The 25,620-nt window shown below is 61.6% G+C and carries 23 protein-coding genes and 1 tRNA gene; 19 read left to right on the forward strand and 5 right to left on the reverse strand.

The window, feature by feature from the left end:
• Positions 1–63 precede the first annotated feature (63 nt).
• Entirely contained in the window at positions 64–585 is a 522-nt protein-coding gene (locus tag J2X56_RS00755) for a serine acetyltransferase (RefSeq protein WP_121039659.1), read from the forward strand.
• Positions 586–677: 92 nt separating this feature from the next.
• Entirely contained in the window at positions 678–1,703 is a 1,026-nt protein-coding gene (gene galE / locus J2X56_RS00760) for a UDP-glucose 4-epimerase GalE (protein ID WP_121039662.1), read from the forward strand.
• Positions 1,704–1,823: 120 nt separating this feature from the next.
• Here the strand turns inward: galE and J2X56_RS00765 are convergent, their stop codons facing one another.
• Complete coding sequence (locus J2X56_RS00765) at positions 1,824–2,381, reverse strand: FxDxF family PEP-CTERM protein (RefSeq protein WP_121039665.1); 558 nt, start codon at positions 2,379–2,381, stop codon at positions 1,824–1,826.
• Between the two features lie 1,189 nt (positions 2,382–3,570).
• Between J2X56_RS00765 and J2X56_RS00770 the strand changes: the two genes are divergently transcribed.
• The gene (locus tag J2X56_RS00770) at positions 3,571–4,653 is read left to right on the forward strand and encodes an acyltransferase (protein ID WP_134135234.1); all 1,083 of its coding nucleotides are present in this window, start codon (positions 3,571–3,573) and stop codon (positions 4,651–4,653) included.
• A 29-nt stretch (positions 4,654–4,682) separates the two neighbouring features.
• Here J2X56_RS00770 and J2X56_RS00775 read toward each other — a convergent pair whose 3' ends face one another.
• Positions 4,683–5,840 (reverse strand): glycerate kinase, encoded by a 1,158-nt coding sequence (locus tag J2X56_RS00775; RefSeq protein WP_134135236.1) that lies wholly within the window; start codon positions 5,838–5,840, stop codon positions 4,683–4,685.
• Between the two features lie 291 nt (positions 5,841–6,131).
• On the opposite strand from J2X56_RS00775, the gene J2X56_RS00780 reads away from it, so the two are divergent.
• From J2X56_RS00780 to J2X56_RS00795, 4 genes are all read left to right on the forward strand, one after another.
• Positions 6,132–6,386, forward strand: coding sequence for a hypothetical protein (locus J2X56_RS00780; RefSeq protein ID WP_227022623.1), 255 nt, complete (start codon positions 6,132–6,134; stop codon positions 6,384–6,386).
• Between the two features lie 110 nt (positions 6,387–6,496).
• Complete coding sequence (locus tag J2X56_RS00785) at positions 6,497–7,426, forward strand: hypothetical protein (RefSeq protein WP_310157368.1); 930 nt, start codon at positions 6,497–6,499, stop codon at positions 7,424–7,426.
• 141 nt (positions 7,427–7,567) lie between these two features.
• Positions 7,568–7,644 (forward strand) — tRNA-Pro (locus J2X56_RS00790).
• Positions 7,645–7,949: 305 nt separating this feature from the next.
• A complete protein-coding gene (locus tag J2X56_RS00795; protein ID WP_134135238.1) occupies positions 7,950–9,107 on the forward strand; it encodes an acyltransferase in 1,158 nt (385 codons plus the stop codon).
• A gap of 33 nt (positions 9,108–9,140) precedes the next feature.
• Here J2X56_RS00795 and J2X56_RS00800 read toward each other — a convergent pair whose 3' ends face one another.
• A complete protein-coding gene (locus J2X56_RS00800; protein ID WP_209569109.1) occupies positions 9,141–10,091 on the reverse strand; it encodes a sialate O-acetylesterase in 951 nt (316 codons plus the stop codon).
• 626 nt (positions 10,092–10,717) lie between these two features.
• Here J2X56_RS00800 and J2X56_RS00805 point away from each other — a divergent pair.
• The 5 genes from J2X56_RS00805 (at position 10,718) to J2X56_RS00825 (ending at position 16,499) form a co-directional block, all read left to right on the forward strand.
• On the forward strand, positions 10,718–11,734 hold the full coding sequence (locus J2X56_RS00805; protein WP_166675542.1) for an NAD-dependent epimerase/dehydratase family protein: 1,017 nt from the start codon (positions 10,718–10,720) through the stop codon (positions 11,732–11,734).
• A gap of 64 nt (positions 11,735–11,798) precedes the next feature.
• Positions 11,799–13,016, forward strand: coding sequence for a glycosyltransferase (locus J2X56_RS00810; RefSeq protein ID WP_121039686.1), 1,218 nt, complete (start codon positions 11,799–11,801; stop codon positions 13,014–13,016).
• A gap of 13 nt (positions 13,017–13,029) precedes the next feature.
• Complete coding sequence (locus J2X56_RS00815) at positions 13,030–14,670, forward strand: GMC oxidoreductase (protein WP_310157380.1); 1,641 nt, start codon at positions 13,030–13,032, stop codon at positions 14,668–14,670.
• A 229-nt stretch (positions 14,671–14,899) separates the two neighbouring features.
• Positions 14,900–16,138: an acyltransferase gene (locus J2X56_RS00820; protein ID WP_310157383.1), complete on the forward strand. Its 1,239-nt coding sequence runs from the start codon at positions 14,900–14,902 to the stop codon at positions 16,136–16,138.
• Positions 16,139–16,256: 118 nt separating this feature from the next.
• Positions 16,257–16,499 carry a hypothetical protein gene (locus J2X56_RS00825; protein ID WP_034330072.1) on the forward strand — a complete coding sequence of 81 codons (243 nt, stop codon included), beginning with the start codon at positions 16,257–16,259 and terminating at the stop codon, positions 16,497–16,499.
• Between the two features lie 87 nt (positions 16,500–16,586).
• Here J2X56_RS00825 and dmeF read toward each other — a convergent pair whose 3' ends face one another.
• Entirely contained in the window at positions 16,587–17,579 is a 993-nt protein-coding gene (gene dmeF / locus J2X56_RS00830) for a CDF family Co(II)/Ni(II) efflux transporter DmeF (protein WP_310157388.1), read from the reverse strand.
• Positions 17,580–17,595: 16 nt separating this feature from the next.
• Positions 17,596–17,871: a metal/formaldehyde-sensitive transcriptional repressor gene (locus tag J2X56_RS00835; RefSeq protein WP_034330055.1), complete on the reverse strand. Its 276-nt coding sequence runs from the start codon at positions 17,869–17,871 to the stop codon at positions 17,596–17,598.
• A 247-nt stretch (positions 17,872–18,118) separates the two neighbouring features.
• On the opposite strand from J2X56_RS00835, the gene J2X56_RS00840 reads away from it, so the two are divergent.
• The 7 genes from J2X56_RS00840 (at position 18,119) to cheZ (ending at position 25,401) form a co-directional block, all read left to right on the forward strand.
• On the forward strand, positions 18,119–19,789 hold the full coding sequence (locus tag J2X56_RS00840; RefSeq protein ID WP_310157393.1) for a methyl-accepting chemotaxis protein: 1,671 nt from the start codon (positions 18,119–18,121) through the stop codon (positions 19,787–19,789).
• A gap of 412 nt (positions 19,790–20,201) precedes the next feature.
• Positions 20,202–21,281 (forward strand): glycosyltransferase family A protein, encoded by a 1,080-nt coding sequence (locus J2X56_RS00845; protein ID WP_310157397.1) that lies wholly within the window; start codon positions 20,202–20,204, stop codon positions 21,279–21,281.
• A gap of 263 nt (positions 21,282–21,544) precedes the next feature.
• Positions 21,545–22,417, forward strand: coding sequence for a CheR family methyltransferase (locus J2X56_RS00850; RefSeq protein ID WP_034329518.1), 873 nt, complete (start codon positions 21,545–21,547; stop codon positions 22,415–22,417).
• Positions 22,414–23,019 carry a chemoreceptor glutamine deamidase CheD gene (gene cheD, locus J2X56_RS00855; protein ID WP_039788508.1) on the forward strand — a complete coding sequence of 202 codons (606 nt, stop codon included), beginning with the start codon at positions 22,414–22,416 and terminating at the stop codon, positions 23,017–23,019. Before J2X56_RS00850 ends, cheD begins: the two co-directional genes overlap by 4 nt.
• 80 nt (positions 23,020–23,099) lie before the next feature.
• Entirely contained in the window at positions 23,100–24,176 is a 1,077-nt protein-coding gene (locus tag J2X56_RS00860) for a chemotaxis response regulator protein-glutamate methylesterase (RefSeq protein WP_204725389.1), read from the forward strand.
• A gap of 177 nt (positions 24,177–24,353) precedes the next feature.
• On the forward strand, positions 24,354–24,749 hold the full coding sequence (gene cheY, locus J2X56_RS00865) for a chemotaxis response regulator CheY (protein ID WP_006712751.1): 396 nt from the start codon (positions 24,354–24,356) through the stop codon (positions 24,747–24,749).
• A complete protein-coding gene (gene cheZ / locus J2X56_RS00870; protein ID WP_134135248.1) occupies positions 24,742–25,401 on the forward strand; it encodes a protein phosphatase CheZ in 660 nt (219 codons plus the stop codon). The genes cheY and cheZ overlap by 8 nt, the downstream gene beginning before the upstream one ends.
• Positions 25,402–25,620: the final 219 nt, after the last annotated feature.

Genomic DNA, 25,620 nt, shown 5'->3' on the forward strand with positions numbered 1-25,620 from the left:
GGCTCGGTGCAGCAGACAAAACAACATGCAGCTTTGCCAAGCGCTATATGAAAGGATTTTCCGATGAGCAAGGATCCTGACTGGGATGCCGACCTTCGTCGCTACAACATGCGCCGTCCTTTCCTGAAAGAGCAATCGATCTGGGCAATCTGGGTCTACCGCTGGGGCCGCCGCATCGAAGCCGCCCCGCCCGGGCTCAAGAGAAAGCTCAGCAATGTGTTCTACTGGGCGGCCTTCCGTTTCGTGGAAACCGCCTTTGGTATCAGCCTGCCCCGCACTGCCCGCATCGGACCAGGACTGCGCATCTGGCACTTTGGCAACATCTTCCTGCACGCCGACGTGGTGCTTGGCGCGGGCTGCACGTTGCGCCAGGGCGTGACCATCGGCAACCGCAGGGAAGATGGTCCGGTTCCGGTCATCGGCGACAACGTCGAGTTTGGTGCCTATGCGCAGGTCTTCGGCGGCGTTCACGTCGGCGATGGCAGCAAGATCGGTGCCATGTCGGTGGTGCTGCATGACGTGCCGGCCGGTGCCACCGTCGTGGGCGCGCCCGCGAAGGTCGTTGCGCGCGAGCCGGCGGCTTGACCTGCCGCTGCGTTTCAGGCACCGCTGCCGGGTGTGGATGTGCCCGGTCATGGATGCTTCACAGACTTCTTCACTGAACTACAAGGAACAAGATGGCCAAGCAAACGATCCTGGTGACCGGCGGTGCCGGCTACATCGGCTCTCATACCTGCGTGGAGCTGCTGCATGCGGGCTACGACGTGGTGGTGCTGGACAACCTCTGCAACAGCCGCCGCAGCGTCATCGATCGGGTGGCGCAGATCTCGGGCAGGGCGCCGGTATTCATCGAAGGCGATATCCGCGATGCGGCCCTGCTGGACCAGGTCTTCAGCACGCATGCCATCGATGCGGTGATTCACTTCGCCGGTCTCAAGGCAGTCGGCGAATCGGTGCAGCAGCCGGTGCGCTATTACGACAACAACGTCAACGGCAGCAACCTGCTGTTTGCCGCGATGGCACGGCACGGCGTCAAGAAGCTGGTGTTCAGTTCGTCGGCCACGGTCTATGGTGATCCTGCCTCGGTGCCGATCACGGAAGATTTTCCCCTGTCGGCCACCAACCCCTATGGCCGCAGCAAGCTGATGGTGGAGCAGATTCTGGGCGATATTCATGTCTCGGACCCCGATTGGCACATTGCCTTGCTGCGTTATTTCAATCCGGTCGGCGCGCATGAGAGCGGGCTGATCGGCGAGGATCCGAGCGGCATTCCCAACAACCTGCTGCCTTTCATCGCGCAGGTGGCCGATGGCCGCCGCGCCAGCCTGGCTGTCTATGGCAGCGACTATCCCACGGTGGACGGCACCGGCGTGCGCGACTACATCCACGTCGTGGACCTGGCGCTGGGCCATCTCAAGACACTGGTCAAGCTGGGCGAGGGCCCGGGCGTGCGCATCTACAATCTCGGTACCGGACGCGGCAACAGCGTGCTGGAAATGCTGGCCGCCTTCGAGAAGGCCTGTGGCAAGAAACTGCCCCATCAGCTGACCGCACGCCGTCCCGGTGACATCGCCATGTGCTATGCGGCCACCGATCGCGCCGAGCGTGAGCTCGGGTGGCGTGCCGTGCGTGACGTGGATGCCATGTGTGCCGATACCTGGCGCTGGCAGTCATTGGCCAAGAAGCTGGCTACGGAAGAGTAGGAAGCGGGGAGGCAGCGTCCTTCCCGGCGCTGTCTTCAGGCAGCGTTGCTCCAAACAAAAAAACGCCCGATATGAATCGGGCGTTTTCTTTTGGCAGTTCTGGCAGGCCAGTCTTGCAGGTCAGGCAGCGGTCATCTGCGAGGCTGCGAAGGACTTGCTGTCTTCGTTGCGACGGCGACGCAGGGCCACGAAGCCCACCAGTGCCAGGCCACCCAGCATCATGGCGGTGGTCGAGGCTTCCGGCACGGCTGCAACGTTCAGGCCGCCAGCGTAGAAGCCACCGCTGATGCCGGACACGCTACCAGCGATGTTGAGCTTGTACGAACCACCGGTCAGCAGCGTGACGGGAATCGAGTAGTTGGTGCCGGTCGACGAGCTGCTCGAATTGAGCACGGCGTTGAACACGGTATTGGTCGTGGTGTTGGTCAGGGTGACGCTGTTGATGGCCAGACCCAGCAGTTGACCCAGGGTGATGGTGGTCAGCGAGCCCGATGCGCTGCTGTTGCCCGGCAGCGAGAAGGTGTAGTTGTCGCTGAAGGTCGAGCCAGCACCGGTCGTGATGACGTTGCTGAACGTGGCTACGCCATTGGACGAGAAAGTCAGGGGGGCAGCTTGCGCGGCGGTACCGGCAAAGCTCAGGGCCATTGCGATGGCCGAGGCAGCGAGAAGTTTTTTCATGGGATCAATCCTTAGGGATGCGGCAATTAATGAAGAGGATTGCGCGTGGCGCTTTCCATTCAAACAAATCAACTCACTTGATGCTGGATTGCCCGTGACTCTTGTGTCGCAGTCAATCTTCTAATTGTCAGATATGCAATTTCTGCTGACAACCTCTGACACTTGTAACAAAACATGCGTTGATGTCGGAACTATAACATTTGCTTTCTCGCGCAAGCAATAAAAAAACGACAAAAAACACAAACTTCCCGGTTTTTTTAATCGGCCGGAAAGCCGCGCCAGTAAAGGATTTCCACTGTTTCCGCAGCGCACTACTGATGAGTAGTGCACTGCGGAAATGAACTGATCCGTACGGCAATAAAATTATCTTTTGAATAACAAAAAATGACCAATTTTATTGTTTAAAAATCAATGATTTAGCGCTGTTTGTTCGTGAATTTTCACGGGGTGGGGAAATGATGCTTACATTTTCCTGATAGAATTTAATTACTTATTTGCAATCTTTTTCGTTCAGATTTGGCATGGGTCAGAGTTCATTGCAAAACTGTCGTAAAAAATCACATGCGGAGCTCGATACTGAGTTCAGGAGGCTGCGTTGCTTGCTTGCGGATCAGGTTGAAGGGGAAGTTGGGATGAGATATTGATGCCGGGCAGCTATCGGCATTCACCCGCCACCGTTCGGAACGGCGGTTTTATGTTGTTGTAAAATAATTATGCTGTATTGCATAAAATGAAATCGACAAATGCTGCTCTGCGCAATATAGTAGACAGACGAAGAAGGTGTTTTGCGCGTTGTTGATGGTTAATAATTGCCGCTTATCTACATTTTCGAAAAATAAAGGAATGCATTACACCGCAGCAAAGTCTGCCTGATCGCCGTTGTTGACTGGTAGCGCACGCTGGCCCGACACCCCTGGGGAGGAGTGGCGGACATTCAAAGTGCGAGCCACTACCTCTGGAAACCCCTGAAACGCATCGTCGCAAGGATCTGCCCGACAGGCCCTTGCAGACCTCGCTCGTCCCTCCACGCTGAATCGGGTGCGGGGCTGGCGAGCGGTGGGGGTGTTACGGCAACCGCATCCGGGCGGCCGCTTGCTGCGGGAAGGCATCAGGGGGCGTTCACGCAGCCGGTTCAGATCATGCAACCGGGGCGTGAACGTTGACGGCTTGACTTCAATCGGGGAAAAACATGCTGACAACATCGGGCAATCATCTGTTGACGGTGCAATTCCTGCGCTGTGTGGCCGCCGCACTGGTGGTGGCGCAGCACGCGGCGCTGGAACTGCGGGCGCGCAGCGGGCAGGGCGACTTGCTGTCCTACTGGCACGAGTTTGGCGGGGTGGGGGTAGACATCTTTTTCGTCATCAGCGGGCTGGTCATGTACCTGTCTACCCGCCGCAGGCCAGCGCCAGCGGATGCGGTTGCTACGGCCAGCATGTTCTTTCGCCGGCGGCTGATCCGTATTGTGCCGATGTACTGGTTCTATACCTTGTCCAAGGCGGCCATCGTGCTGACCATCGGGTCCAGGGCCTTTGCGGAGGGATTGCCGTTCCTGTATCTGTTGGGCTCCTTGCTGTTTTACCCGATGGTCTCACCGGCCAGTGGCGAGCTCCTGCCACTGGTGGAGTCCGGCTGGACCCTCAGTTTCGAGATGCTGTTTTACGCCGTGCTGGCCGGCGTGATCGCATTGCGGCTGCCACGCCTGAAGACGGCGACCGTGATCCTCGGCTTGCTCTTCATCGTGGCCCACGCCTGGGGTGCCGGCGTCCTGGCGCAGTTCTTCGGACGCTCGGTCCTCTTCGAATTCCTGCTGGGCATGGCGGTGGCACGCGTGTGGATGCAGTTCAGGCAGCCGCCAGTGTGGGTGCCTGCCGCGCTGATTGCGGTGGCAGTATTTGCGCTGTTTGTCCATCGGCTGCAGGTGGACCGCTTCATCGCTCTGGGTGTGCCGTCCGCCATGCTGGTACTGGGCCTGGCCTGGATGGAGCGTTTTGAATGGGTGCGCCGGCAGGCCGGCCGCCTGGCCTTGCTGGGCGATGCCTCCTATTCCACCTATCTCGCCCACGGCTTCATCATGCCCGCCGTCGTGATCGTCGGCCTGAAATGGATGCCGCATGCCTACGGCCTGATCTGCCTGGCCGCCGTGCTCACGGCCACGGCCGTAGGTTGCCTGTCTTATCTGCTGCTGGAAAAGCCCCTGACACGCCGCCTGATGGCCCGCTTCGGCGGGGCGCGGACGGTTGCCTCCGGCGAGAATGCGGCCCCGGTCTGAGTGTGGCCCGCTGATGCGTCAGCCCCCGCTCAACGCGGGGCCGCGGCCTGCCACAAGCGTGCCAGCTGTTCGCCGCTGTCCTTGAGCAAGCCCGGTGCCTGAGCGATGGCGTCCTGCAGGCTCATCGGTCCGAAGGTGATGGAGAAGCACCCGGAGAAGCTGGTCTGCAGCTTTTCCAGCGACTTGCGATCGATTCCGCCCGAGAGCAGGGTGGTCGGCACCCCGGCGCGACGCGCGCGCTGGCTGGCGATGAAGGGGGCCTTGCCGTGCAGGGTTTGTGCATCGCTGCGGCCTTCGCCGGTAATGAGCCAGTCCGCGCCCGCCAGCGCCTCATCGAGTCCGATATGGTCGGCCACGGTCTCGGCACCCGAGCGGAATTGCGCGCCCAGCATCAGCAGTGCGTAGCCGAGTCCGCCGGCGGCACCTGCGCCGGGCTGGCCGGCGGCATGGCGGCCGAGCGCCTGTTCCAGCACGCCAGCGAAGTGTGCCAGTGCGCCGTCCAGCAAGGCCACCTGCTCGGGCCGCACGCCTTTCTGCGGACCAAACACGGCGGTCGCTCCTTCTTCGCCGCACAAGGGATTGTCGACGTCCGACATCGCCACGAAATGGGCCTCCTTGACCCGTGCATCCAGCCCCGAGGCATCCACCTGCGTCACGCGCTGCAGTTGTGCCGGCACCGGCGGCACGATCGCGCCGGAGGCGTCAAGAAACTTCACGCCCAGCGCTGCCAGCAGCCCGGCGCCACCATCGTTGGTGCTGCTGCCGCCAAGCGCCACCAGGAAATGACGGGCACCACGGTCCAGCAGTTGGCCGATGGCATCGCCGACGCCCAGCGTGGTGCGCTGGTTGACCGCGACGGCCATGCCGGCGGCATCAGTGATGCCGACGATGGCGGCTGATTCCACGACGGCGCTGCCGTCCTTGAGGATGCCCACCGGAGCCGAGGCTGGCTGGCCGGCGGCATTGCGGCAGTCGACGGTCAGACGCTCGCCGCCGGCGTGCATGAGGGCGTCGAGCGTGCCTTCGCCGCCATCGGCAATCGGGCACAGCCGGACCTGAGCTTCGGGAAGTGCTGCCTGGATCCCGGCACCGATGGCCGCAGCCACTTCCTCGGCGGAGAGTGAACCTTTGAAGGAGTCGGGAGCGATGACGACGATGGGGGCACGACGGGAGGCAGGGGTGGTCATGATGATCGGCTTGTCCTGATGCAGGCGCGCTGCAGGGCAGGGCGCGCCGGAGGGTCTCGTTTTGATTGTGGTGCCGGAGGGTGGCCCGGCTCGGCTTGTTGCCGCGACATTATATAAGCAGCGCTGCGCTTCATTATGGCCACACTGGTATAGGCAGTAATAACGCTTGGTGAAGATTGCTGCATCCTCGCGTCGACATGAATGAAGCGAGTAACAAATGGTAAGGAGATTGGCGGGCACGGCGACGCCGGGCCATAGTGTCATGTTGGTGCCGTTGCGCCGCTGGAGTTCATGATGAAGCCCTTACCGCGTTCTGCCTTGCTGATGGCCGTGCTGCCCGCCGCATTGCTGCTGGGCGGCTGTGTGGCCGTCCCTGCCAGTCCCTACAATGGCGCGGCGGTCTACCCGGCGCAGCCGGTGTATTCACCGTATTACGCCTATCCTGCTTATCCGGCGTATCCCGCCTATCCGGCTTATAGCTATCCGTCGTCGTCCTTCTATTTCGGATACAGCAGCGGATGGGGTGGCCGCGGGCGCTGGCGCTGAGAGTTATGCAGAGAAACTGGGCGCTATCAGGCCGGTGAGCAGTTCAAAACCGGCTAAAATGTCGCCTTTGTTGATGGGTTAGCATGGCAGGGCTGGAGCGGACGGGGCGCATGAGCGGCCTGATCCGGAGCGCGCGGGCATGGACCGTAGTCGCTTATTCGCCGCTGTCTTCACACCGTATGAGTTTTATCGTTTCGTCGACCCGAACAGACATCCTTGCCCGCTCCCGGCGCAGAACTGCGCTGGGTATTGCTTCGTCCATACTGGTGCATGCGGTGTTGTTCATGTTCGTGCGCGCAAAACTGAACGAAACGCCTCCGAGGCTGGAGTCTCCCGGCCGTCCCGATGCGCCCTTGCAGGTCAGCTTCATCCGTCCTGCGGCACCCGTGGTGCAACCGGAACCGCCCAAGCCCGCCCCGGAGCCCAAGAAACCGGAGCCGGTCCAGAAGAAGCCGGTTGCCAAGCCGGCACCTCGCCATAGCGCCCCGGTGGCGCGTCCTTCGGTTCCCCAGCGGACCCCGTTGCCGGTGAACGAGGCACCCAGCCGCAATGCTGCGGCCGCTGCACCGGCCGCTCCTGCGGAAGATTTCATGGCGTCGTTGAAGCGCAATCAACAGAAGCGAGAAGATGCCGAGCAGGCTGCGGCCCAGGAAAATGCCGCGGCACGTGCCGCGGAAAATCCCTCTGCCAACGACATTGCCCGCGCCAATATCGCCTTTCAGGAACGGCGTGGCCGTGCCATCAGTGGCATGTTTCAGATCATCAGCATGGGTCCGCGCGTGGCGCAGTACAGCTTCCGTGGCTGGACGAATGACCAGCGCCGCAGCCAGAGCCAACTGATCGAGGTCGATGCCGGCTTTGGCGGCGATGTGCAACTGGCTGTCGTCAACAGCATGATTACGCTGCTCCGCCGCTACTATCAGGGCGATTTCAATTTCGAGTCGGACAAGCTTGGCCGGGTGGTGATCTTGTCGGCACGACTTGAAGATACCAAGGGGCTGCAGAATTTCCTGCTTAATGAATTCTTTGGTCGGCAGTGATGGGGCGTGTCGTCGCTGCAGCGATGGTCGGCGAATTGTCGGGGAAGAGGGCATACAGCTGCGCTCCCCTAAATGATTAAAAATGTTTTGCAGAAACAGTTGATTTAATAACATAAGCGCTCTATAATCTTTGTCTTCAGTCGGGGCGTAGCGCAGCCTGGTAGCGTACTTGCATGGGGTGCAAGGGGTCGTGTGTTCGAATCACACCGTCCCGACCAATAGAATCAAGCAGTTGCGGCGAAAGCTGCATGAACAACGGCAGTGATATCGGATTTCTGATATCACTGCCGTTTTGCTTTGGGGCCTTGGATAAGGGCAGCTCTGCATTCGCGCATGTATTGTTCTTCGCTGATTTTTCGGCGTCTGCGGTGTGGCTCGGCCGCCAGGCGCGCCTCCCTCTTCCTTCTCCTCTCCCGTATTGCCGCACTCGCGCCTTCAGCAAACAAGAAGAAAAGCAGAACTTTAGCTGTTCCGTTTTCTCAAAGCCCGACCTTCATCAGCGCGCTTCAAAGCGGGGTCGACCATGGAAAACACGGCAATGTCAAACCATTCGAGAATCGATTTCCTCGATGGCATGCGCGGGCTGGCAATCCTGCTGGTAATCGGATTCCACGCCTATGCGCGGTATCCGGATGTGATGCCATTCGGGGATCATTTTGCGACGGTCCCCGTTTTTCAGTATGGGTGGCTGGGGGTTCAGCTTTTCTTCCTGATCTCGGGGTTTGTCATTTTCATGACCTTGGAGAAGTGCAGGGGCTTTGTGGATTTCATGCTCCGTCGTTGGTTGCGACTCTTTCCCGCAATGCTGATCTGCAGCGTGATCGTCTATGTGACCTTTACCTTTCTCATGCCGGGAGTCCGGGAGGTTTCTTTGCGGGCGATGCTTCCCGGCCTGACCTTCATTGAACCTAAAACCTGGTCGAAACTGTTGGGCTCGGCGCAGCCTGTCCTGGAGGGCTCTTTCTGGTCCCTTTACGTCGAAGTTCGCTTCTACGCGTTTGCCGGACTCCTGTTCTTTGCCTTTGGTGAAATCGCTGCTATCGCCGGCATTACCTTGATGTTCTTCATCGCGGTTTCCTATGAGCTGTTCCCGCTGGTGGCACCGGGGATTTCCCTGCATTTGCTTGAGATCTTCCGTAGCTGGACTTCTGCGGAATATTTCGGATGGTTCGCCGCGGGCGCGCTGTATTACCGGTTTTTCCAGACGCGCGCCATGTCGCTTTTCCTCGCCGCGTCAATGCTTGTTGTTCCTGCCGCGCTGACTACGCATCAGGTGAGCATGTCGCTGAGCATTCCGACGGTCCTGGCCGCACTTCTGATCGCCGCTTTCTTTGCGATTTCGGTGTACGGAGAATGGCTCAGGCCAATCTTGAGGAGCCGCCTGCTGCTGTTCATCGGTTACATCAGCTATCCCTTGTATCTCGTGCATGAAAATATCATGGTCCAGTTGACGCTCAAGCTTGCCAACGTGGCTCATTGGATTCCGCCGGGGCTGCTTCCCGTGCTGCCGATCTGTGCGGTCGTCGGCCTGGGGTGGTTGATCGCCCGCTACGCGGAGCCAGCGCTATCTTCCGTGATCAAGCCCCTTTATCTGCGAGCGCGTGCATTCGCCCGGATCGATAAGCCTGTTTTGCGGGCGGGATCTGTGGCTAAAGCCCCATTGCCCGGTGCGGGGGCGTGAGGCAAACCGACGGGGTCTGCGGCGATCGGCTGTCTAGCTTTGCGTCGCACTTCCCACCGCCTTCTGCGGATGACGAATCAGCTCCACCCATTCCGCCGCCGCCTTCTCCGCCCCGCGGCCGGAAAGGTGGCAGCCATCCGACCTGTCTTCCGGCCCGATGAGGTCCGTATTGGGGCCCAGATACACATTCTTGAGTCGTGTCACCGCGCGCTGGCTGTCCAGGATCTCGCGCGAGGAGGGCAGCGGGCAGAATGCCGATGCCTGCGCCACGAAGAAACGGGCATTCGGGAAGTAGCGCTGGGTCAGCTGGATGATCTCGGTCAGTCCTGCCTCGTAGTCCCGATAAGCATTGTTGTTGTCGATCTCGCCCTGATGCCAGAAGAAGTGGGTCACGTTCAGCCCCTGTTTCTGCGCGTCCTGCAGCCGCGCTTCCAACATGCCATTGAGGTTGCCGCCTTTGCGCCACTGTGCCACCGAACTGCCGCCGACCCCCGCTGACATCAGGACGACCTGGTCGGCCATCTCCTGGCTGATGAGCTTGTTGGCCAGGGTGGTCCACAGGCTGCCGCCTCTGCCAGTCGCGCCCAGCAGCGGATCGGCGGCCTTGTAATAGCGGCCTTCGAAATAGTTGAACACCTTGCCGGTAGCAGCCTGCTGGCGCTCGCCGATGCTGTTGGCCGAATTGCTCTGGCCAAAGGCGAACGCGACCATGCTCCTGTCAGTGAGAACAGGCGCAGGGACGGGCACTTTGGAGGAGTCGCTGACCAATTGGTCCAGCGCATTGCTCTGGGTGTGGGTATAGCCGAAGGACAAGGTCTGCGGCGGCACGAAATGGCGCTTGATCTTCACCGCCAGGTTGAACAGCTGGTTCTGGCTCAGGGCCGATTGGATGCCCAGGGCCAGCATCGTCAGGCACGCCAGTCCAAGCAAGGTGGCCAAACCTGCATATTTGAGCGCTCTCGCGCCCGCTTGTGTTTTCTCCATCTGCCCCCCCCCCGGGTCGTCGGATACGGCGGCCGACCCCTCGCGGGACCTGCCAGGTCCTTCATCAAGCGCCTTCTGTTCGCATTGCCACTGCACCGAGCAGAAGATGTCGAAACTCTAACATTCGCTTTGTGCGTCTGCAATAAAAACTCTCGAAGTCAGGGCTTTTGTCAATCGCATTGTCAAGCGGAAAGTCTTTATGGGTATGGACTTATGGAAATATTGATGCGAGGAATTTTAAATGAGGCGGCGCAATATAAAATTCTGCATCCTGCGGAGCTTGAGTACTGAAGGCAGGCCGCATGCGGTAGATCAGTTTGCCTCGTGTCCAATATTGCTCACAGATTGTCAGCCGTGTAATATTGGCAACTCAAAATGATGCGGCGCAAAAAACCTTGTCCGTTGGTGCGTCTCATACGGAGGGCTGCAGGCCGGTAGCGGCCCATGGCCGCATCATGGCTGTCGGAAAGAATCAAGAACAAGCGTCATGGCCTCGACCGCGTGCCTCGGCGTCATCGGGCCTGGCGGCACCTGCAGCAACAGGCTGGCCTGAATACGCTGACTATGCAGGCAACTACAACGCAACAACCCCTCATTCATTTTTGAAAAAGTCAACGGGAGCCCATGTGAAAGTGCTAGTGCTCGGAGCAACCGGATTCATCGGACAGCGGCTGGTTACGCGCCTGCGCGACAGTGGCTGGGCCACGCCGGTATTGGCGGGGCGTCGCGCGCCTGCCGCGCGCGCCGATGGTCTGGTGTTTCGCCAGGTTGATACCCTCGATGCCGCCAGCCTGCGCCAGGCGCTGGGCGATATCGACGCAGTCGTCAATTGCGTGGCCGGCCACGGCGATGCCATTGGCCGTGGCGCACAGTTGCTGGTCGAGGCCGCCTTGCAGACCTCTCGCCCGCGCATCGTGCACATGAGTTCCATGGCGGTCTATGGCAATCAGGAAGGGTGTCTGAACGAAGACAGCCAGCTGGACCCCGCAGCCAGCTGGTACGCCCAGGCCAAATGCGAGGCCGAAGAACATATGAAGGTTTATGCAGCGGCGGGGCATCCGTTGGTCATGTTGCGCCCTGGCTGCGTGTACGGGCCCGGCAGCGACATGTGGGTGGAGCAGATGGCCCGTCTGGTGGCCGCCGGCAGGCTGGGTGATCTGGGGGGGAGCGGCGAGGGCTGGTCCAATCTGGTCCACGTCGATGACGTCTGCGCGGCCGTGCTGCTGTCGCTGCAATACACATCCCGGTCTCCTGATACAAGCCCGGTGCCGGCACCCGTCTTCAACCTCACCGGCGATGACAGTCCGCGCTGGAACCGTTATTTCGTCGATCTGGCCCAGGCCCTGGGTGTTGGCGCAGCAGCCAGGATTTCGCCGCTTCGCCTCAAGCTCGATGCCAGGCTCGGTACGCTCTTCATCCGTGTGCTGCAGCGGCTCGCGCGCGCGGCGGGAAAGTCCGGCCGGGGCCTGCCGGTGGCGCTGTCGCCGTCCTTCCTGCGCTTGTGGCAGCAGCAGTTGCGCCTTGATGGCCAGCGTGCGCGCTCCGACCTCGGGTTTGCCCCGCGTCCCTATGCCCAAGGGTTGGCGGAGTCGGCGCAATGGGCGCGGAGTGAAGGAATTGGAACCGCACGGGCGCCCGGATGATCCATGCATGCAACGCTCGTTTGCGTCCCCTGATGCCCCCTCAACCTGCCTGCAACACTGAAAAATGAGAATAGCCTACCTGACCAGCATCTACGCGCGCGCCAGCGACACTTTCATCCGCAACGAAGTTCTGGAACTGCGCCGCCGCGGTCACGAGGTGCATACCTTCTCGATCCGCCGTGAAGCCGGTGACGCCGCCGTGAGTGCCGACGTCAAGAGCGAGCAGGCCAGCACCGACTACATCCTGGAAAACGGCCTGCCGCGTCTGCTCGGTGCAGCCCTGTCGACCTTGCTGCAATCGCCGGGCCGCGTGCTGGAGGTATTGAAGCTGGCCCGCCGCACGCGCGCAGCCGGTCTGCGTCCTGCCTTGCTGCACGTGCTGTACCTGATCGAAGCCTGCTACCTGGCACGGCGACTGCGCGAGCAGAAGATCGAGATCCTGCACAATCACATCGCCGAGAATTCGGCCACGGTGGCGATGTATGCCTCCATGCTCTCCGGCATTCCCTACAGCATGACGGTGCACGGACCGGGCATCTTCTTTCATCCGGTGGCCTGGGCGCTGGGCGAGAAGGTGCAGCGCTCGGCCTTCACGGCCACCATCACGCATTTCTGCAAGAGCCAGTGCATGCTGTTTTCCGAGGTCGAGGCCTGGCCGCGTCTGAACGTGGTGCGCTGTGGCGTCGGCCCCGCGTTTGAGGATGCGCCGGCCTTGCCGATTCCGGAAGTGCCGCGGCTGGTCTTCGTCGGCCGCCTGTGTGCAGAGAAGGGCGTGCCGCTGCTGATTGAAGCGGTCACCCGGCACGTCAAGGCCGGCAAGCCCTGCGAGCTGGTGCTGGTCGGTGACGGCCCGCTGCGGCCCTTCATCGAGAAAGCCATGGCGGGCGGTCCGCTGGGCAATGTGATCCGTATTCTTGGCTGGAAGAGCAGTGCCGAAGTGCGTGCCGAAATCGAGCGCAGCCGGGCGCTGGTCTTGCCCAGTTTTGCTGAAGGCCTGCCGGTGGTGGTGATGGAGGCGCTGGCCTTGTCGCGCCCGGTCATCAGCACGCGCATCGCCGGTATTCCCGAACTGGTTGAAGACGGCGTCAATGGCTGGGTGGTGGCACCCGGCTCGGTCGATGCGCTGGTCACGGCCATCGACGAGGTGACCTCGGCATCGGTGGAGCAGCTGCAAGCGATGGGCCAGCACGGTGCCCGGGCAGTCCGCCAGAAGCATCATCTGGGTACCGAAGTGGGCAAGCTGGAACAGCTGTTTGCCGCGCACGGTCGCCCGCAGGCCTGAAGGGAGAGGCAGCTTGATCCGATATCTCTCCGATTGCGACAGCGCAAGCCTGCAGGATTACCCGGTCTGTGTGGTCGGCAGCGGCCCCGGTGGCCTCAGCCTGGCGGTGGCCTTGTCGCGCCAGGGCCAGCGGGTGTTGCTGGTCGATGGCGGCGACTGGCGTGAAGAGCAGGTCGACGACGACGCCTACCAGGGCAGCGCCGCTGCGCCACACCCGGCGACCACCGAATACCGCCGTCAGCGTTTTGGCGGCACCACGCATTTGTGGGGTGGCCGCTGCGTGCCGCTGGATCCGGCGGACTTTGCGGCGCGCCCGCACGTCCCGCTCAGCGGCTGGCCGATTTCCTATGAAGAATACGCACGCTATCTTCCGGAAGCGATGCAGTACTGCGATGCGGGCGCGGCTGACTTTACGCCGGCCAGCCTGGTCGGGGGCAATGGTCCGATGTTTTCCGAGCTGCCCCAGCTGCAGGAGGCTCTCACCGAATACATCGAGCGCTACAGTCTGCCGACCGATTTTGCGGCGAAGTTCGCCGAGGAACTGAAAGCCTCCGATCGGGTGACCGTGGTACTGCGCGCCCGCTGCACGCGGCTGGTGGCCAGCGCCGACGGTTCGCACATCGAGTCCATCGTGCTGCACGATGGCCAGCAGCAGGTCCCGGTGCGGGCAGGACAGTTCGTGCTGGCGGGCGGTGCCATCGAGGCGACCCGCCTGCTGCTGTGTACGCGCGAGGAGCTGCCTGCATGGCAGCGCTTCGACGGCAGCCTGGGTCGTTATTACGCCTGCCACTTCGACCTGATCTTCGGCGAGATGCGTCTCACCGGCGAGAAGCCGCGTTTCAGTTTCCAGAAGACGCAGGATGGCGTCTATGCGCGCCGCAAGCTGCAGTTCACGCCGCAATGGCAAAACCAGCTGGGTTTGCTCAATTCGACCTTGCGGCTGCATTTTCCATCCTATGGCGATCCGGGCCATGGCAGTGGCGTGCTGTCGGCGATTTATCTCGCCAAGTCGGTTCTGCCTTCCGAACATCAGGACATTCTCAATCACGGCAGCCAGAGCGCAGCCGCTGATCCACGTCGGCTGGCGCATCTGCGCAACGTGATATTCGATGCGGGTTCGGTGTTCGGCTTTGCCTACGACATGGTGGTCAAGCGCAAGCTGGCCAAGCGCAAGCTGCCTTACACGCTGATCCCCAACCGCAACGGCACCTATCCGCTGGAATTCAACAGCGAGCAGGTGGGCGATGCCGGCAACTGCATCCGCCTGCTCGATGCGACCGACCGCTACGGCATGCGGCGGGTGGATGTCCACTGGCGGCTGACCGCGCAGGATATCGAGTCCGGTATCCAATCCTTCACGACCATGCAGTCGCTGCTGGCCAAGACCCGGCACTGCCGCCTGGACTTTGATCAGGGTGAGCTCCGGGAGCAGGTGACGCGCGCCTTGCCCGTGGGCGGGCATCACATCGGCAGCACGCGCATGGGAACGTCGGTGCGTGACAGCGTGGTCGATACCGATTGCCGCCTGCATGGCGTGGACAACCTGCTGGTGCTCAGTTCCTCGGTATTCCCCACCAACGGGCATGCCAATCCGACCCTGAGCATCGTGGCGATGGCCTTGCGGATGGCGGAGCATTTGCGTAGCGGGCAGTGAGCATGCCGGTCTGGATGCCATGTCTGCGAGCGCGCGAGGACATGCGTCCGGGTCAGGTGGAAATGCAGTGAGGAGCATTGAATCAGTCGGACCAGAGAGGGGACCATAAAACAAGCCGGAGGCTTAGTCACAAGATCTGCAAAAAGCTTCATGTATCCGTTTCCGACAGCGCTTGTCCGGCTGGCGGCAGGGATATCGGGGGGATGAGCAAAGCAGTCTGAACACCGTAGTGCAACGTTGGCCAGAGAAGTTCATACACGTAATTCCAGCCGGCACCCACGGGTGCAAGCTGGACTTCACCCCGGGGGGAGTCATGAACAAGGCAGTCCAGACGCTGTATCAGGGGCAGGCAAAGATCGAAGAGCTGGAAAGCATCCGCGGCATGGCCGCCTTATTGGTGGTGTTCTACCACATCCCCAACTGGAACCCGCTGTTTGACATCGGCATCGTCCGCAGCGGCTACCTGATGGTTCACCTGTTTTTCGTGCTGTCGGGCTTCGTGATCTACAACGCTTATGCTGCCAGGATCGGCAGTGCGCAGGATCTGATGCGCTTCCAGTTTCTGCGCTTCGGTCGGCTGTATCCGGTGCACCTGCTCTTCCTGCTGGTCTATGTGCTGTTCGAGGTCGCCAAGTACGTCGGCCAGGCCAGGCTGGGAATCGTCAGTCCCAACTCCCAGCCGTTCCGCGAAAACAGTTTGACGGCCCTGGTGCAGCAGATCTTCCTGGTCCAGGCCATCGGGCCGGCTGGCCATCCCACCAGTTTCAACACGCCGGCCTGGTCCATCAGCGTGGAGTTCTATACCTATCTGATCTTCGGCGCGATCGTGCTGTGCCTGCCACGGATCAAGAACCTGCTGTTTTCCCTGCTTGCCATGGCTTCCTTGCTGATGCTGGTGACCAACGCCACGTTCGGGTTTGGTGATCTGCTGAAGTGTCTGGCGGGTTTCTTCATCGGCTGCCTGACAGCCTTTACCGTTCAACGGTTGCCGCTGGCTTTCCCGCGGGCGCTTTCCCTGATCCTCTTTGCCGCCATCGTCGCGTTTCTTCACTGGAAGACGTCGGAGCGATACGATGCGGTGATCTACCTGCTCAGTGCCTTGCTCATCGCCAGCGTGGTCGCCGTCAAGGATGGCTACCTGAATCGCCTGCTCAACCTCAAGGCGCTGACCTGGCTGGGTGCAGTCTCCTACGCTGTTTACATGTCGCACGTGGCAGTGATCTGGGTACTGAGCCAGGTCATGCGGGTGGTGCTGAAAAAACCGGAAGCCATGATCGGCGAACGAAGCACGCCGCAACTGTCGGTCGTGGAAGTGATCATTGCGTGGGGGCTGCTGATCGCGATCGTGCTGGTCATTTCCGCCCTGGTCCAGCGTTTCGTGGAAACTCCATTGCGCGCCAGATCGCGGCGTCTCGCGGAAAGATGGTGGCGTGCAGAAATACATCCCGCCTCCCGGCAGGTTACATAAACACACAATTTCAGGTCCGCCCGCTTCTGATTTGGCTCGTTATCTGTTCACCACCATCGTGGTCAACGGCGTCTGCTCACGCCGTCACATTCCGCCAAACAAGATCAGGAGCAAGACCATGAAATCCCTACTATTGATCCCGGCACTGGCCGCGGCCTTCGGCCTGAGCGGCTGTGTGGTGACCCCGCCGACGGTACGCCCGGCCTATGTGGCCCAGCCGGCCTACGTTGCGCCGCCGGGGGTGGTGTACGTGCAGCCCACCTATGCTTCGCCCGGTCCGGGCTGGGTCTGGGAATACCACTCCTACTATGGCTGGGGCTGGCATCACCCGCACTACGGCTGGCATCGCGGCTGGCGTTGAGCCAGCACGCTGCACCCGGCAGATGTAAAGACAGCGGCCTCGGCCGCTGTCTTTTTGTTCATCGTTTCACGCCAGCCTGCCGCTCACTCATCCGGCCTGATGCAGTTCCAGCGTCAGATGGCGCAGCTCGCTCACCGCCGCCAGTTTTTCCCGCAAGCGAGCTTCCGTGACGGACTGGCCGCCGGACACGCTCACGATCGCCGCGCGCGCCGCAGGACCGATGCGCCAGACGTGCAGGTCCTCGATGTGCACCGCTTCGTCCGCCAGCGCCTGCTCGATGCGTGCCGCGACCTGTGCATCGGTCACATCCAGCAGCACCGCAGCGCTGCTTTGCAACAGGCTCCACGACCAGCGCGCAATCACCGCCGCACCCACCACGCCCATCAGCGGATCCAGCCAGGTCCAGCCCAGGTAGAGGCCGGCCAGCAGGGCGGCAATGGCCAGCACCGAGGTGAGTGCGTCGGCCACCACGTGCAGGTAGGCAGAGCGCAGATTGTTGTCGTGGCCGTCATGGTGGGTGCCGTGATGGCCGTGATGGTCATGGTGTTCTTGGTGCACTTGCCCGTGCGTCTCATGCCCGTGATGCGCACGACCGTGCGGATGATCGTGGGAATGCTCGTGTCCATGATGTCCCTCCATGAGCAGCAAGGCACTGACGATGTTGACGATCAGACCGACGATGGCAATCGGGATCGCCTCGCCAAAATCCACCGTGCTCGGACTGGCCAGCCGCCACACTGATTCGCCGCCAATGCCGATGGCGATCACCGCCAGCACCAGCGCCGATGCAAAACCGGCCAGGTCGCCGACCTTGCCGGTGCCGAAGCTGAAACGGCCATCATGCGCGTGGCGGCGTGCAAACACGTAAGCGCCGGCAGCAATGGCCAGCGCGCCGGTATGGGTGGCCATGTGGAAACCGTCGGCCAGCAAGGCCATGGACCCCGTAAAGTAGCCGGCGGCGATCTCGGCCACCATCATCACGGCGGTCAAGGCCACCACCCACAGCGTGCGTCGGGTGTTGCGGTCATGGTTGGCACCCAGATACATGTGCTCGTGGCGGTAAGTGGCGGGACTGGTCATGGCGTCTCCTTCGACTTCATTTGGCATAGCGCCGAATTGCCTCCAGGACTTCTTCCAGTCCCTGTTGGCGTTGTTCATCGGTCAGGCCGGGGGCGGCCACGTGTTCCCGCGCATGCGCCTCGATCAGCTCGTCCATCAGGCCATGCACGGCGCCACGGATGGCTGCCGCCAGATGCAAGGTCTTGGCACAGTCGGCTTCGCCTTCCAGTGCGCGTTCCAGTGCCTGCACCTGGCCGCCGATGCGACGCACGCGCTTGAGCAGGGCATCCGTCTGTTGTGTGAGATGGGCCATATACCATACCCCCCTATCCTATTAAAGGAGGGGATTATAGCGTCATTGCGCTGGACAAGTGCAATTGGCCTTGGAGCAGGGGTACCGGCGCTCTTGTGCTGTGGCAATATGGCTATATGAAGCTTTGTTCATTCAGTTACGCGTAAGCTGGCCGCTATAGCCTCTGGACAATGCGGTGTGTTTCGTCCGCAATCAAACCTGTAGTGGATCAGGTGAAGAAAAGCGGAAAATCCGCGAGGAGACAAGGATGGGGAAGAACAAGGGAGCCGGTGCATCCGCCCGGGCATGGACTGGTGGATTGCCCTGGGTGGCGGGCTTGGTGCTGGGCGGGGCAGGGGCCTTGGCCTTGCATGCGGCCGGTGCCGCGCAATGGCTGAGTGCGCCAGGCTGCAGCGGTGTGGCCGTGGTGCTGGGGCTGGCCGGGTTTGCCCTGGCGCAGCGGCGTGCACAGCCCGGAGAAGGACAACTGGTCGACAAGATCAGCGGCGAGATCGATCACATCATGATCGGGGCGGCGGAGACCTCCTTCTTTGTCGATACCATCAAGACCAAGATCAGCAAGGACGTCGTCGCCGCCGACCGCATCGCGGCCAGTGCCGAGCAGAACGCCGCTACCACTGAACAGATTGCCGCCAATGCCGAGCGCGCCTCGGCCATCGCGGCGGAGGTGCGTACCGAGAGTGTCAGCGGCCGCTCTGAAGTGGATCGCGGACTGCAGCAGATCGGGCAGGCCCGCACGGATGCCTTGTCAGCCTCTTCGATGATGGCGCAGCTGCAGGAAAAGTCGCGCCGCATCCACGGCATCACCGAAGTCATCAGCGAGATCGCGGCCCGCACCAACCTGCTGGCCCTGAACGCCGCCATCGAGGCGGCGCGCGCTGGTGAGCAGGGGCGCGGGTTTGCCGTGGTGGCGGGCGAAGTGCGCCAGCTGGCCCAGCGGACCAAGGAAGCCACGGATGATATCGGCGTGATGGTGCGGGCCATCACCGAAGAAGCCGAGCGCGCGGCGACCGGCATGAATTCGCTCAGCAGCCGGGTGCTGGAGGCAGCCCAGAACGTGGAGAAGGTACACGGCCTGCTCAACAGCATCGAACGCTCTTCCAGCCAGTCGCAGGAACAGATCGAGGAGATCGCGGTGGCCTCGCGCGAACACGTGCAGACCACGCAGGAGATCGCCGAGGCCATCACCGACATCCGCAACGGCATGCTGCACACCGATCAGGAACTGCCGCGCGTGGCGGCGTCCGCCATGTTGTTGTCAGAGCGTGCCGAAGCGGTGTTCGAAGCCATCATCGATGGCGGCGCCCGCAGCGGACACGACGATATCCGTGTCGCCGCCACGGGTGCGGCGCATGCCGTAGGCAAGCTGTTCGAGACCGCGATCCGTTCCGGCCAGATCAGTGAGGCGGCCCTGTTCGACCGTACTTACAAGCCTATCCCCAACACCTCGCCGCAGAAGCATTCCAGCCAGTTCGACGGCTTTACCGATCGGGTGCTGCCAGCGATCCAGGAAGCGCTGCTGGCTAGCATGCCGCAACTGGCCTACGCGGGTGCAGTGGACAACAACGGCTACTTCCCGACCCACAACAAGAAGTTCTCCCAGCCCCTGACCGGCGACTACGACACCGATCTGGTCAACAACCGCACCAAACGCATCTTCAGCGACCGCACCGGCAAGCGCTGCGGAGCCAATACCAGGCCCTTCCTCCTGCAGACCTACAAGCGCGACACTGGCGAGGTCATGCACGACCTGTCGGTGCCGATCTACGTGAACGGCAAGCACTGGGGCGGCTTCCGGGTGGGGTATCGCTCCAGCCACGCACCGGCCTCCGGCGACACGGTGCCGGCCGAAACGCCGGTGCCTGCCGCAGCCGCACCCCGGCTGGCGTCCGCGGGCACGCGCGCGCTGCGGCGCTGAGGGCGGGACCTGGCGGGGCCATGCCTCACCCCGTCAGATTTGCTTGACACTCCGTAGAGCTTGATAGACTATTCGACAAGTATTTGCAGTGCAGCATAAACCGCCCGCCAGAAGGCCGCGTTGCTTGTTGCACCATCGCAATGAGGTCAACGTGGCTGTCTTTTTGCGTCTGCGGCCTGCTGTTCAGCCTCGGGGCCGAGGTGCAGCGCGCTTCGCTCCAGCGGGGTGATGACGGCGATGCCTCCGGTTGCCGCATGATGGCTTGCGCTGGTCAGCCCATCCCTGAACTGTTGGCCAGGTGGCTCGTCCAAGCCTCTCATTGCAAGGATGACTGGCGGGGCAATGCGCCGACTGTCCCGCGCCAGGTCTTGTGCGCGGATGGATCTCAATCATTTGATTATGGAGTGTGACGATGGCCACCATCGACGTCTTGTTGCCGGTGAAGAATGGCGTGGATTTCCTGGCAGAGTCCCTGGACAGCCTCAAGGCACAGAGTTTCAAGGACTGGCGTGTCCTGGTGCTGGATCACGGCTCGGATGACGGCAGCGCCGAAATGGCCGCGCGCTATCACGAGGCCGATCCGCGTATCGAACTGCATTCCTTCCCCGAGGCGGATGGCTTGTCCGGCCTGCTCAACAAGGGCCTGGAGATCAGCGATTGCCGCTATGTCATGCGGCATGATGCCGATGATGTCTGCTACCCGGAACGCATGGCGCTATCGCTGGCAGCCTTCGAGCAGGACCGCCAGTGCGTGGCCATCGGTGGCCAGGCCGACGTGATCAATGCCGCCGGCGCGCCGATCGGCGACATGTCGATGCCCATCGGCCGCTTGCGCGTCGGTGCCGCCAGCCTGTTCCGCAATCCGATTGCACACCCCACGGCGATGCTGGATTTCGCCCAGGTGCAGAAGGCCGGCATCCGTTACGGCAGCGATTTCATGGGCGTGTTCGCGCCCGAACAGCAGATGGTCGTCAAGAACCTGGCGGAAGATTACTTCTTGTTCGGGCAGTTGGCCGTGCAGGGCAAGTGCAACAACGTGCCGCACAAGCTGATCAAATATCGTTGGCACGGTAACAACGTCAGTGCGCGTCGCTTCGATGATCAAATGAAAGTCTCGCTGCAGATCTCGCGGTATCTGTCCCGCGCTTTTGCGCAGATGAAGCAGCAGCCTTATTTCGATCCCGCGCCTTTCTGCAATCATGGCGGGATCCTGTTCGAGCTGGAAGGGCGCAGCGATTTCTCGGCGGAATTCGAACGCATGGCAGCCAGCGTACGTGGCGGGTTCGAGGGATCGCCGGAGGTCGAGCGTGAACTGCGTTTCCGCAAGATCGCCGACACCCGCAACAGTGCCTTGCTGCTGTGGCGTTACTTCCTGTTCCAGTCGCGCGAAGTACCGGAGACCGGCGAGTGGAACGCGATCCGTTCCTGGCTGATTCGCCGCCTGCCCGGCAAGCGCCGCATGAGTGTCTTGCCGGAAGGTGTTCCGGCCTGATGCCATACCGGGGCGGGACCGATCCCGCCCGCTCCGTCCCACGCTTCCCGTGAGGATTTCCAAGGATTGAGAAGTCTATGCACGGCTGCCCCCGATTGACTTGTCGCAATAGGGGGGTAAAACCGTTTCATTTCCAAGGCTGATTCGCTTGACCCCGCCAGGCGGCTGATAGATTATGCGCCAAGGGGATGTCCGCCCAGATGGGGCGGGCGACAGATAGCAAGCAGCGCCGCGACGTGCGCTGCGCCAGGGAAGGGAAGACAGTGAAGCCGACGGTACCAGGCAAGGGCGAATCATCCGGCAAGGAGTTCGATTTCAACAGCCGTGATTTCGAGCGAGTGCGTGGCCTGATCTACCAGCGGGCCGGCATCGCATTGGCCGACAGCAAGCAGGAAATGGTTTACAGTCGCCTCGCGCGACGCCTGCGCGCCACCGGCATCACTTCCTTCCAGCAATACCTGGACATGCTGGAGCGCACCCACGACTCCGAAGAGTGGGAAGCCTTCACCAATGCGCTGACCACCAACCTCACCTCGTTCTTCCGCGAGGCGCACCATTTCCCCATCCTCGCCGACTTCCTCAAGACCCTGAAGGAACCCGCGACCATCTGGTGTTCGGCTGCCTCCACGGGAGAAGAACCCTACACCATCGCCATGACCGCCTGTGAAGCCTATGGCTCGATGACGCCGCCCGTACAGATCGTGGCCACCGACATCGATACCAACGTGCTCGCTACCGGTGCCAATGGCGTCTATCCCATGGAGCGCATCGAGAAGATGTCGCCCGAGCGCGTCAAGAAGTTCTTCCTGCGCGGCAAGGGCAGCCATGAAGGCTACGTGCGCGTGCGTCCCGAATTGCGCAAGCTGATCACCTTCAAGCAACTGAACCTGCTGGGCGATGGCTGGCCTCTCAGCGGCCAGTTCGACGTGATCTTCTGCCGCAACGTGATGATCTATTTCGACAAACCTACCCAGAGCAAGATCCTGTCCCGATTCGTACCCTTGATGAAGCCTCACGCCTTGCTGTTCGCCGGCCACTCGGAGAACTTCCTGTATGTCTCCGACGCCCTCAAGCTCAAGGGCAAGACGGTCTATGAGCTCAATGCCAACCAGCGCGTCGCGAGGGCCAAGCCATGAGCCACGCCTCGGAGCAGATTGCCACCAATCTCTACTACGACCGCACTTTCGATTGCGATGCGGCCAAGATCCTGCCGGGCGAGTTCTACTTCACCAGCAAGGACATGATGATCGTCACCGTGCTGGGCTCCTGCGTCTCGGCCTGCATCCGTGACCGCGTCTCCGGCATCGGCGGCATGAATCACTTCATGCTGCCCGATGGCGGCGGCGACGATGGCAGCCCGGTGTCGGCCTCGGCGCGCTACGGCACCTATGCCATGGAAGTGCTGATCAACGAAGTGCTCAAGTCCGGCGCGCGGCGCGAGAACCTGGAGGCCAAGGTGTTCGGCGGCGGCAACGTGCTGCGCGGCTTCTCGGCCATCAACGTGGGCGAGCGCAATGCCGAATTCGTGCGGCGCTATCTGAAGGCCGAAGGCATCCGCGTGGTTGCCGAAGACCTCAATGACATTTATCCGCGCAAGGTGTACTTCTTCCCGCGTACCGGCAAGGTGCTGGTCAAGAAGCTGAAACAGATGCACAACGACACCCTGGTGAACCGCGAAAAAGCCTACGCCAGCAAGCTGGTCACCAAGCCGGTCGGCGGCGAGGTGGATCTGTTCTGATGGGGCAGGGTGGACAACGACACCCGAGGCATCTCAGGGCAACCTGCAACATTGAGTTTGAGTGATTGAGTGATTGAGTGATGAAAATTAAAGTTCTTATCGTCGACGATTCGGCACTGATCCGCAGCGTGATGCGCGAGATCATCGGCAGCCAGCCGGACATGGAAGTGGTCGGCGTGGCGCCGGACCCGATCATTGCCCGCGAGCTGATCAAGCAGACCAATCCGGACGTGCTGACGCTGGACGTGGAAATGCCGCGCATGGATGGCCTGGATTTCCTGGAAAAGCTGATGCGCCTGCGCCCCATGCCGGTGGTGATGGTGTCCTCGCTGACCGAGCGCGGCTCCGAAATCACCCTGCGTGCGCTGGAACTGGGCGCGATCGACTTCGTGACCAAGCCCAAGATCTCGATCCAGAGCGGCATGCAGGAATATGCCGACATGATCGCCGACAAGATCCGCGCCGCCGCCAAGGCGCGCGTGCGCGCCCGTCCGTCGCGCGCCGCCGAGCAGGCGACCACGCCCGGCGAGGTCTTGCCGCAGATCCGCAATCCGCTCACCAGTAGCGAAAAACTGATCATCATCGGGGCCTCCACCGGCGGCACCGAAGCCATCAAGGAATTCCTGATCCGCATGCCCTCGGACTGCCCGGGCATCCTGATCACCCAGCACATGCCGGAGGGCTTTACGCGCTCCTTCGCCCAGCGCCTCAACAACCTGTGCAAGATCTCGGTGGTGGAGTCGGCCGGCAACGAACGCGTGCTGCCGGGCCATGCCTACATCGCGCCGGGACACTCGCACCTGAAACTGGTGCGCAGCGGTGCCAACTACATGACCCAGCTCGACCAGGGCCCGCCGGTGAACCGGCATCGTCCTTCGGTGGATGTCCTGTTCCAGTCGGCCGCCACCTGTGCCGGCAAGAACGCGGTCGGCGTGATCCTGACCGGCATGGGCAAGGATGGTGCCCAGGGCATGCTGGAGATGCGCAATGCCGGGGCCTACAACTTTGCCCAGGATGAAGCATCCTGCGTGGTCTTCGGCATGCCGCGCGAAGCGATAGCCATCGGGGCCGCGCACGAAGTGCTGGCGCTGCAATCCATGCCGGGCCGGGTGCTGGCGTGGCTGGCAGAACACGGAAGCCGCGCATTGCGCGTATGAAGCATTTTTCAGCGCTTATTGTTCTGCCAATTTTGTTTTGCTGCACTACAATGCGTTGCAGATAAGAGGCAGCATGGGCTCTCCCGCCCGTGCTGAGGTAAAAAAGAGAGGTCGGTTCAAGTTCGCTGCGCAACTTGCCGATAATCAAGAATTCAATTGTTCAGATGGAGTCTTAGCATGTCGGGTCCCAATACCAAGTTCTTAGTCGTCGATGACTTTTCGACCATGCGCCGCATCGTGCGCAACCTGCTCAAGGAATTGGGCTACACCAACGTGGACGAGGCCGAAGACGGCGTGCAGGCGCTGCAGAAACTGCGCAGCGACCAGTTCGACTTCGTCGTCTCCGACTGGAACATGCCCAACATGGATGGCCTGACCATGCTGCAGGAAATCCGCAAGGATCCGGCCCTGTCCAAGCTGCCCGTGCTGATGGTGACGGCCGAAGCCAAGAAGGAAAATATCGTCGCCGCCGCCCAGGCCGGTGCCAATGGCTACGTGGTCAAGCCTTTCACCGCGGCGACGCTGGATGAAAAGCTGGGCAAGATCTTCGAAAAAATGGCCGCAGGTGGCTGAGGTGGACAACGCCGCTCATCCTGCTCGCACGCCCTCCGCCGAGGGCACCGGGGTCAACGACGAGGTGCTGGTCCGTATCGGCCACATGACGCGCAACCTGCACGACAGCTTGCGCGGCCTGGGCTTCGACCGGCTGCTGGAAAAAGCCGCCAGCGACATGCCGGACGCGCGTGACCGCCTGGAATACGTGGCCCGCATGACCGAACAGGCCGCCCAGCGCGTGCTCAACGCTACCGAACTGGCGAGCCCGCTGCAGGAGCGCATCAATGAAGGTGCCAGCGAGCTCAAGGCGCAATGGGATGCGGCTGCTACCGGCAGTTTTGCCGAAGCCGATGTCCGCGCGCTGGCGGCGAAGACCTCCGCCTTCCTGGCCCAAACCAGCGAAGACAGCAGCGTCACCAAGCAGCAACTGCTGGACATCATGATGGCGCAGGACTTCCAGGATCTGACCGGCCAGGTCATCAAGCGCGTCACCAAGCTGGCGCACGACCTGGAATCGCAACTGGTGCAGCTGCTGGTGGACTACGCGCCCACCGAGACCAAGCGCGAGGATACGGGACTGCTCAACGGTCCCCAGATCGATCCTGCCGGCAAGGATGTCATCGCCAACCAGGGGCAGGTGGACGACCTGTTGGAGAGTCTGGGCTTCTGAAGCCGGTTTCTCCGCATCTCCCGACCCGGATAGACGCTTCGGCACTTGCCAATCAGGCAAGTCCGGAGCGTTTTGTCTTGATGTGGCCGCTACGCCACGCCGGGCGGGCTTTTCAGGCCGGGCAGGTGGCCGCAAGTGCCCGTCCAGCTTGACTTTCTTCACATTTTGACGGCCCGATACGTAGCGTTTTGTCCAAGGCAGACCCTTGCGGTTTTGCCT

The sequence above is a fragment of the Herbaspirillum sp. 1173 genome (genome assembly GCF_031455335.1).
Taxonomy (GTDB): Bacteria; Pseudomonadota; Gammaproteobacteria; order Burkholderiales; family Burkholderiaceae_D; genus Herbaspirillum; species Herbaspirillum huttiense.

Bases quoted from the DNA above. Each gene is read 5' to 3' on its own strand.
- J2X56_RS00755 (WP_121039659.1), top strand. From the start codon at position 64: ATGAGCAAGGATCCTGACTGGGATGCCGACCTTCGTCGCTACAACATG.
- galE (WP_121039662.1), top strand. From the start codon at position 678: ATGGCCAAGCAAACGATCCTGGTGACCGGCGGTGCCGGCTACATCGGC.
- J2X56_RS00765 (WP_121039665.1), bottom strand. From the start codon at position 2,381: ATGAAAAAACTTCTCGCTGCCTCGGCCATCGCAATGGCCCTGAGCTTT.
- J2X56_RS00770 (WP_134135234.1), top strand. From the start codon at position 3,571: ATGCTGACAACATCGGGCAATCATCTGTTGACGGTGCAATTCCTGCGC.
- J2X56_RS00775 (WP_134135236.1), bottom strand. From the start codon at position 5,840: ATGACCACCCCTGCCTCCCGTCGTGCCCCCATCGTCGTCATCGCTCCC.
- J2X56_RS00780 (WP_227022623.1), top strand. From the start codon at position 6,132: ATGATGAAGCCCTTACCGCGTTCTGCCTTGCTGATGGCCGTGCTGCCC.
- J2X56_RS00785 (WP_310157368.1), top strand. From the start codon at position 6,497: ATGAGCGGCCTGATCCGGAGCGCGCGGGCATGGACCGTAGTCGCTTAT.
- J2X56_RS00795 (WP_134135238.1), top strand. From the start codon at position 7,950: ATGGAAAACACGGCAATGTCAAACCATTCGAGAATCGATTTCCTCGAT.
- J2X56_RS00800 (WP_209569109.1), bottom strand. From the start codon at position 10,091: ATGGAGAAAACACAAGCGGGCGCGAGAGCGCTCAAATATGCAGGTTTG.
- J2X56_RS00810 (WP_121039686.1), top strand. From the start codon at position 11,799: ATGAGAATAGCCTACCTGACCAGCATCTACGCGCGCGCCAGCGACACT.
- J2X56_RS00825 (WP_034330072.1), top strand. From the start codon at position 16,257: ATGAAATCCCTACTATTGATCCCGGCACTGGCCGCGGCCTTCGGCCTG.
- dmeF (WP_310157388.1), bottom strand. From the start codon at position 17,579: ATGACCAGTCCCGCCACTTACCGCCACGAGCACATGTATCTGGGTGCC.
- J2X56_RS00835 (WP_034330055.1), bottom strand. From the start codon at position 17,871: ATGGCCCATCTCACACAACAGACGGATGCCCTGCTCAAGCGCGTGCGT.
- J2X56_RS00840 (WP_310157393.1), top strand. From the start codon at position 18,119: ATGGGGAAGAACAAGGGAGCCGGTGCATCCGCCCGGGCATGGACTGGT.
- J2X56_RS00845 (WP_310157397.1), top strand. From the start codon at position 20,202: ATGGCCACCATCGACGTCTTGTTGCCGGTGAAGAATGGCGTGGATTTC.
- cheD (WP_039788508.1), top strand. From the start codon at position 22,414: ATGAGCCACGCCTCGGAGCAGATTGCCACCAATCTCTACTACGACCGC.
- J2X56_RS00860 (WP_204725389.1), top strand. From the start codon at position 23,100: ATGAAAATTAAAGTTCTTATCGTCGACGATTCGGCACTGATCCGCAGC.
- cheY (WP_006712751.1), top strand. From the start codon at position 24,354: ATGTCGGGTCCCAATACCAAGTTCTTAGTCGTCGATGACTTTTCGACC.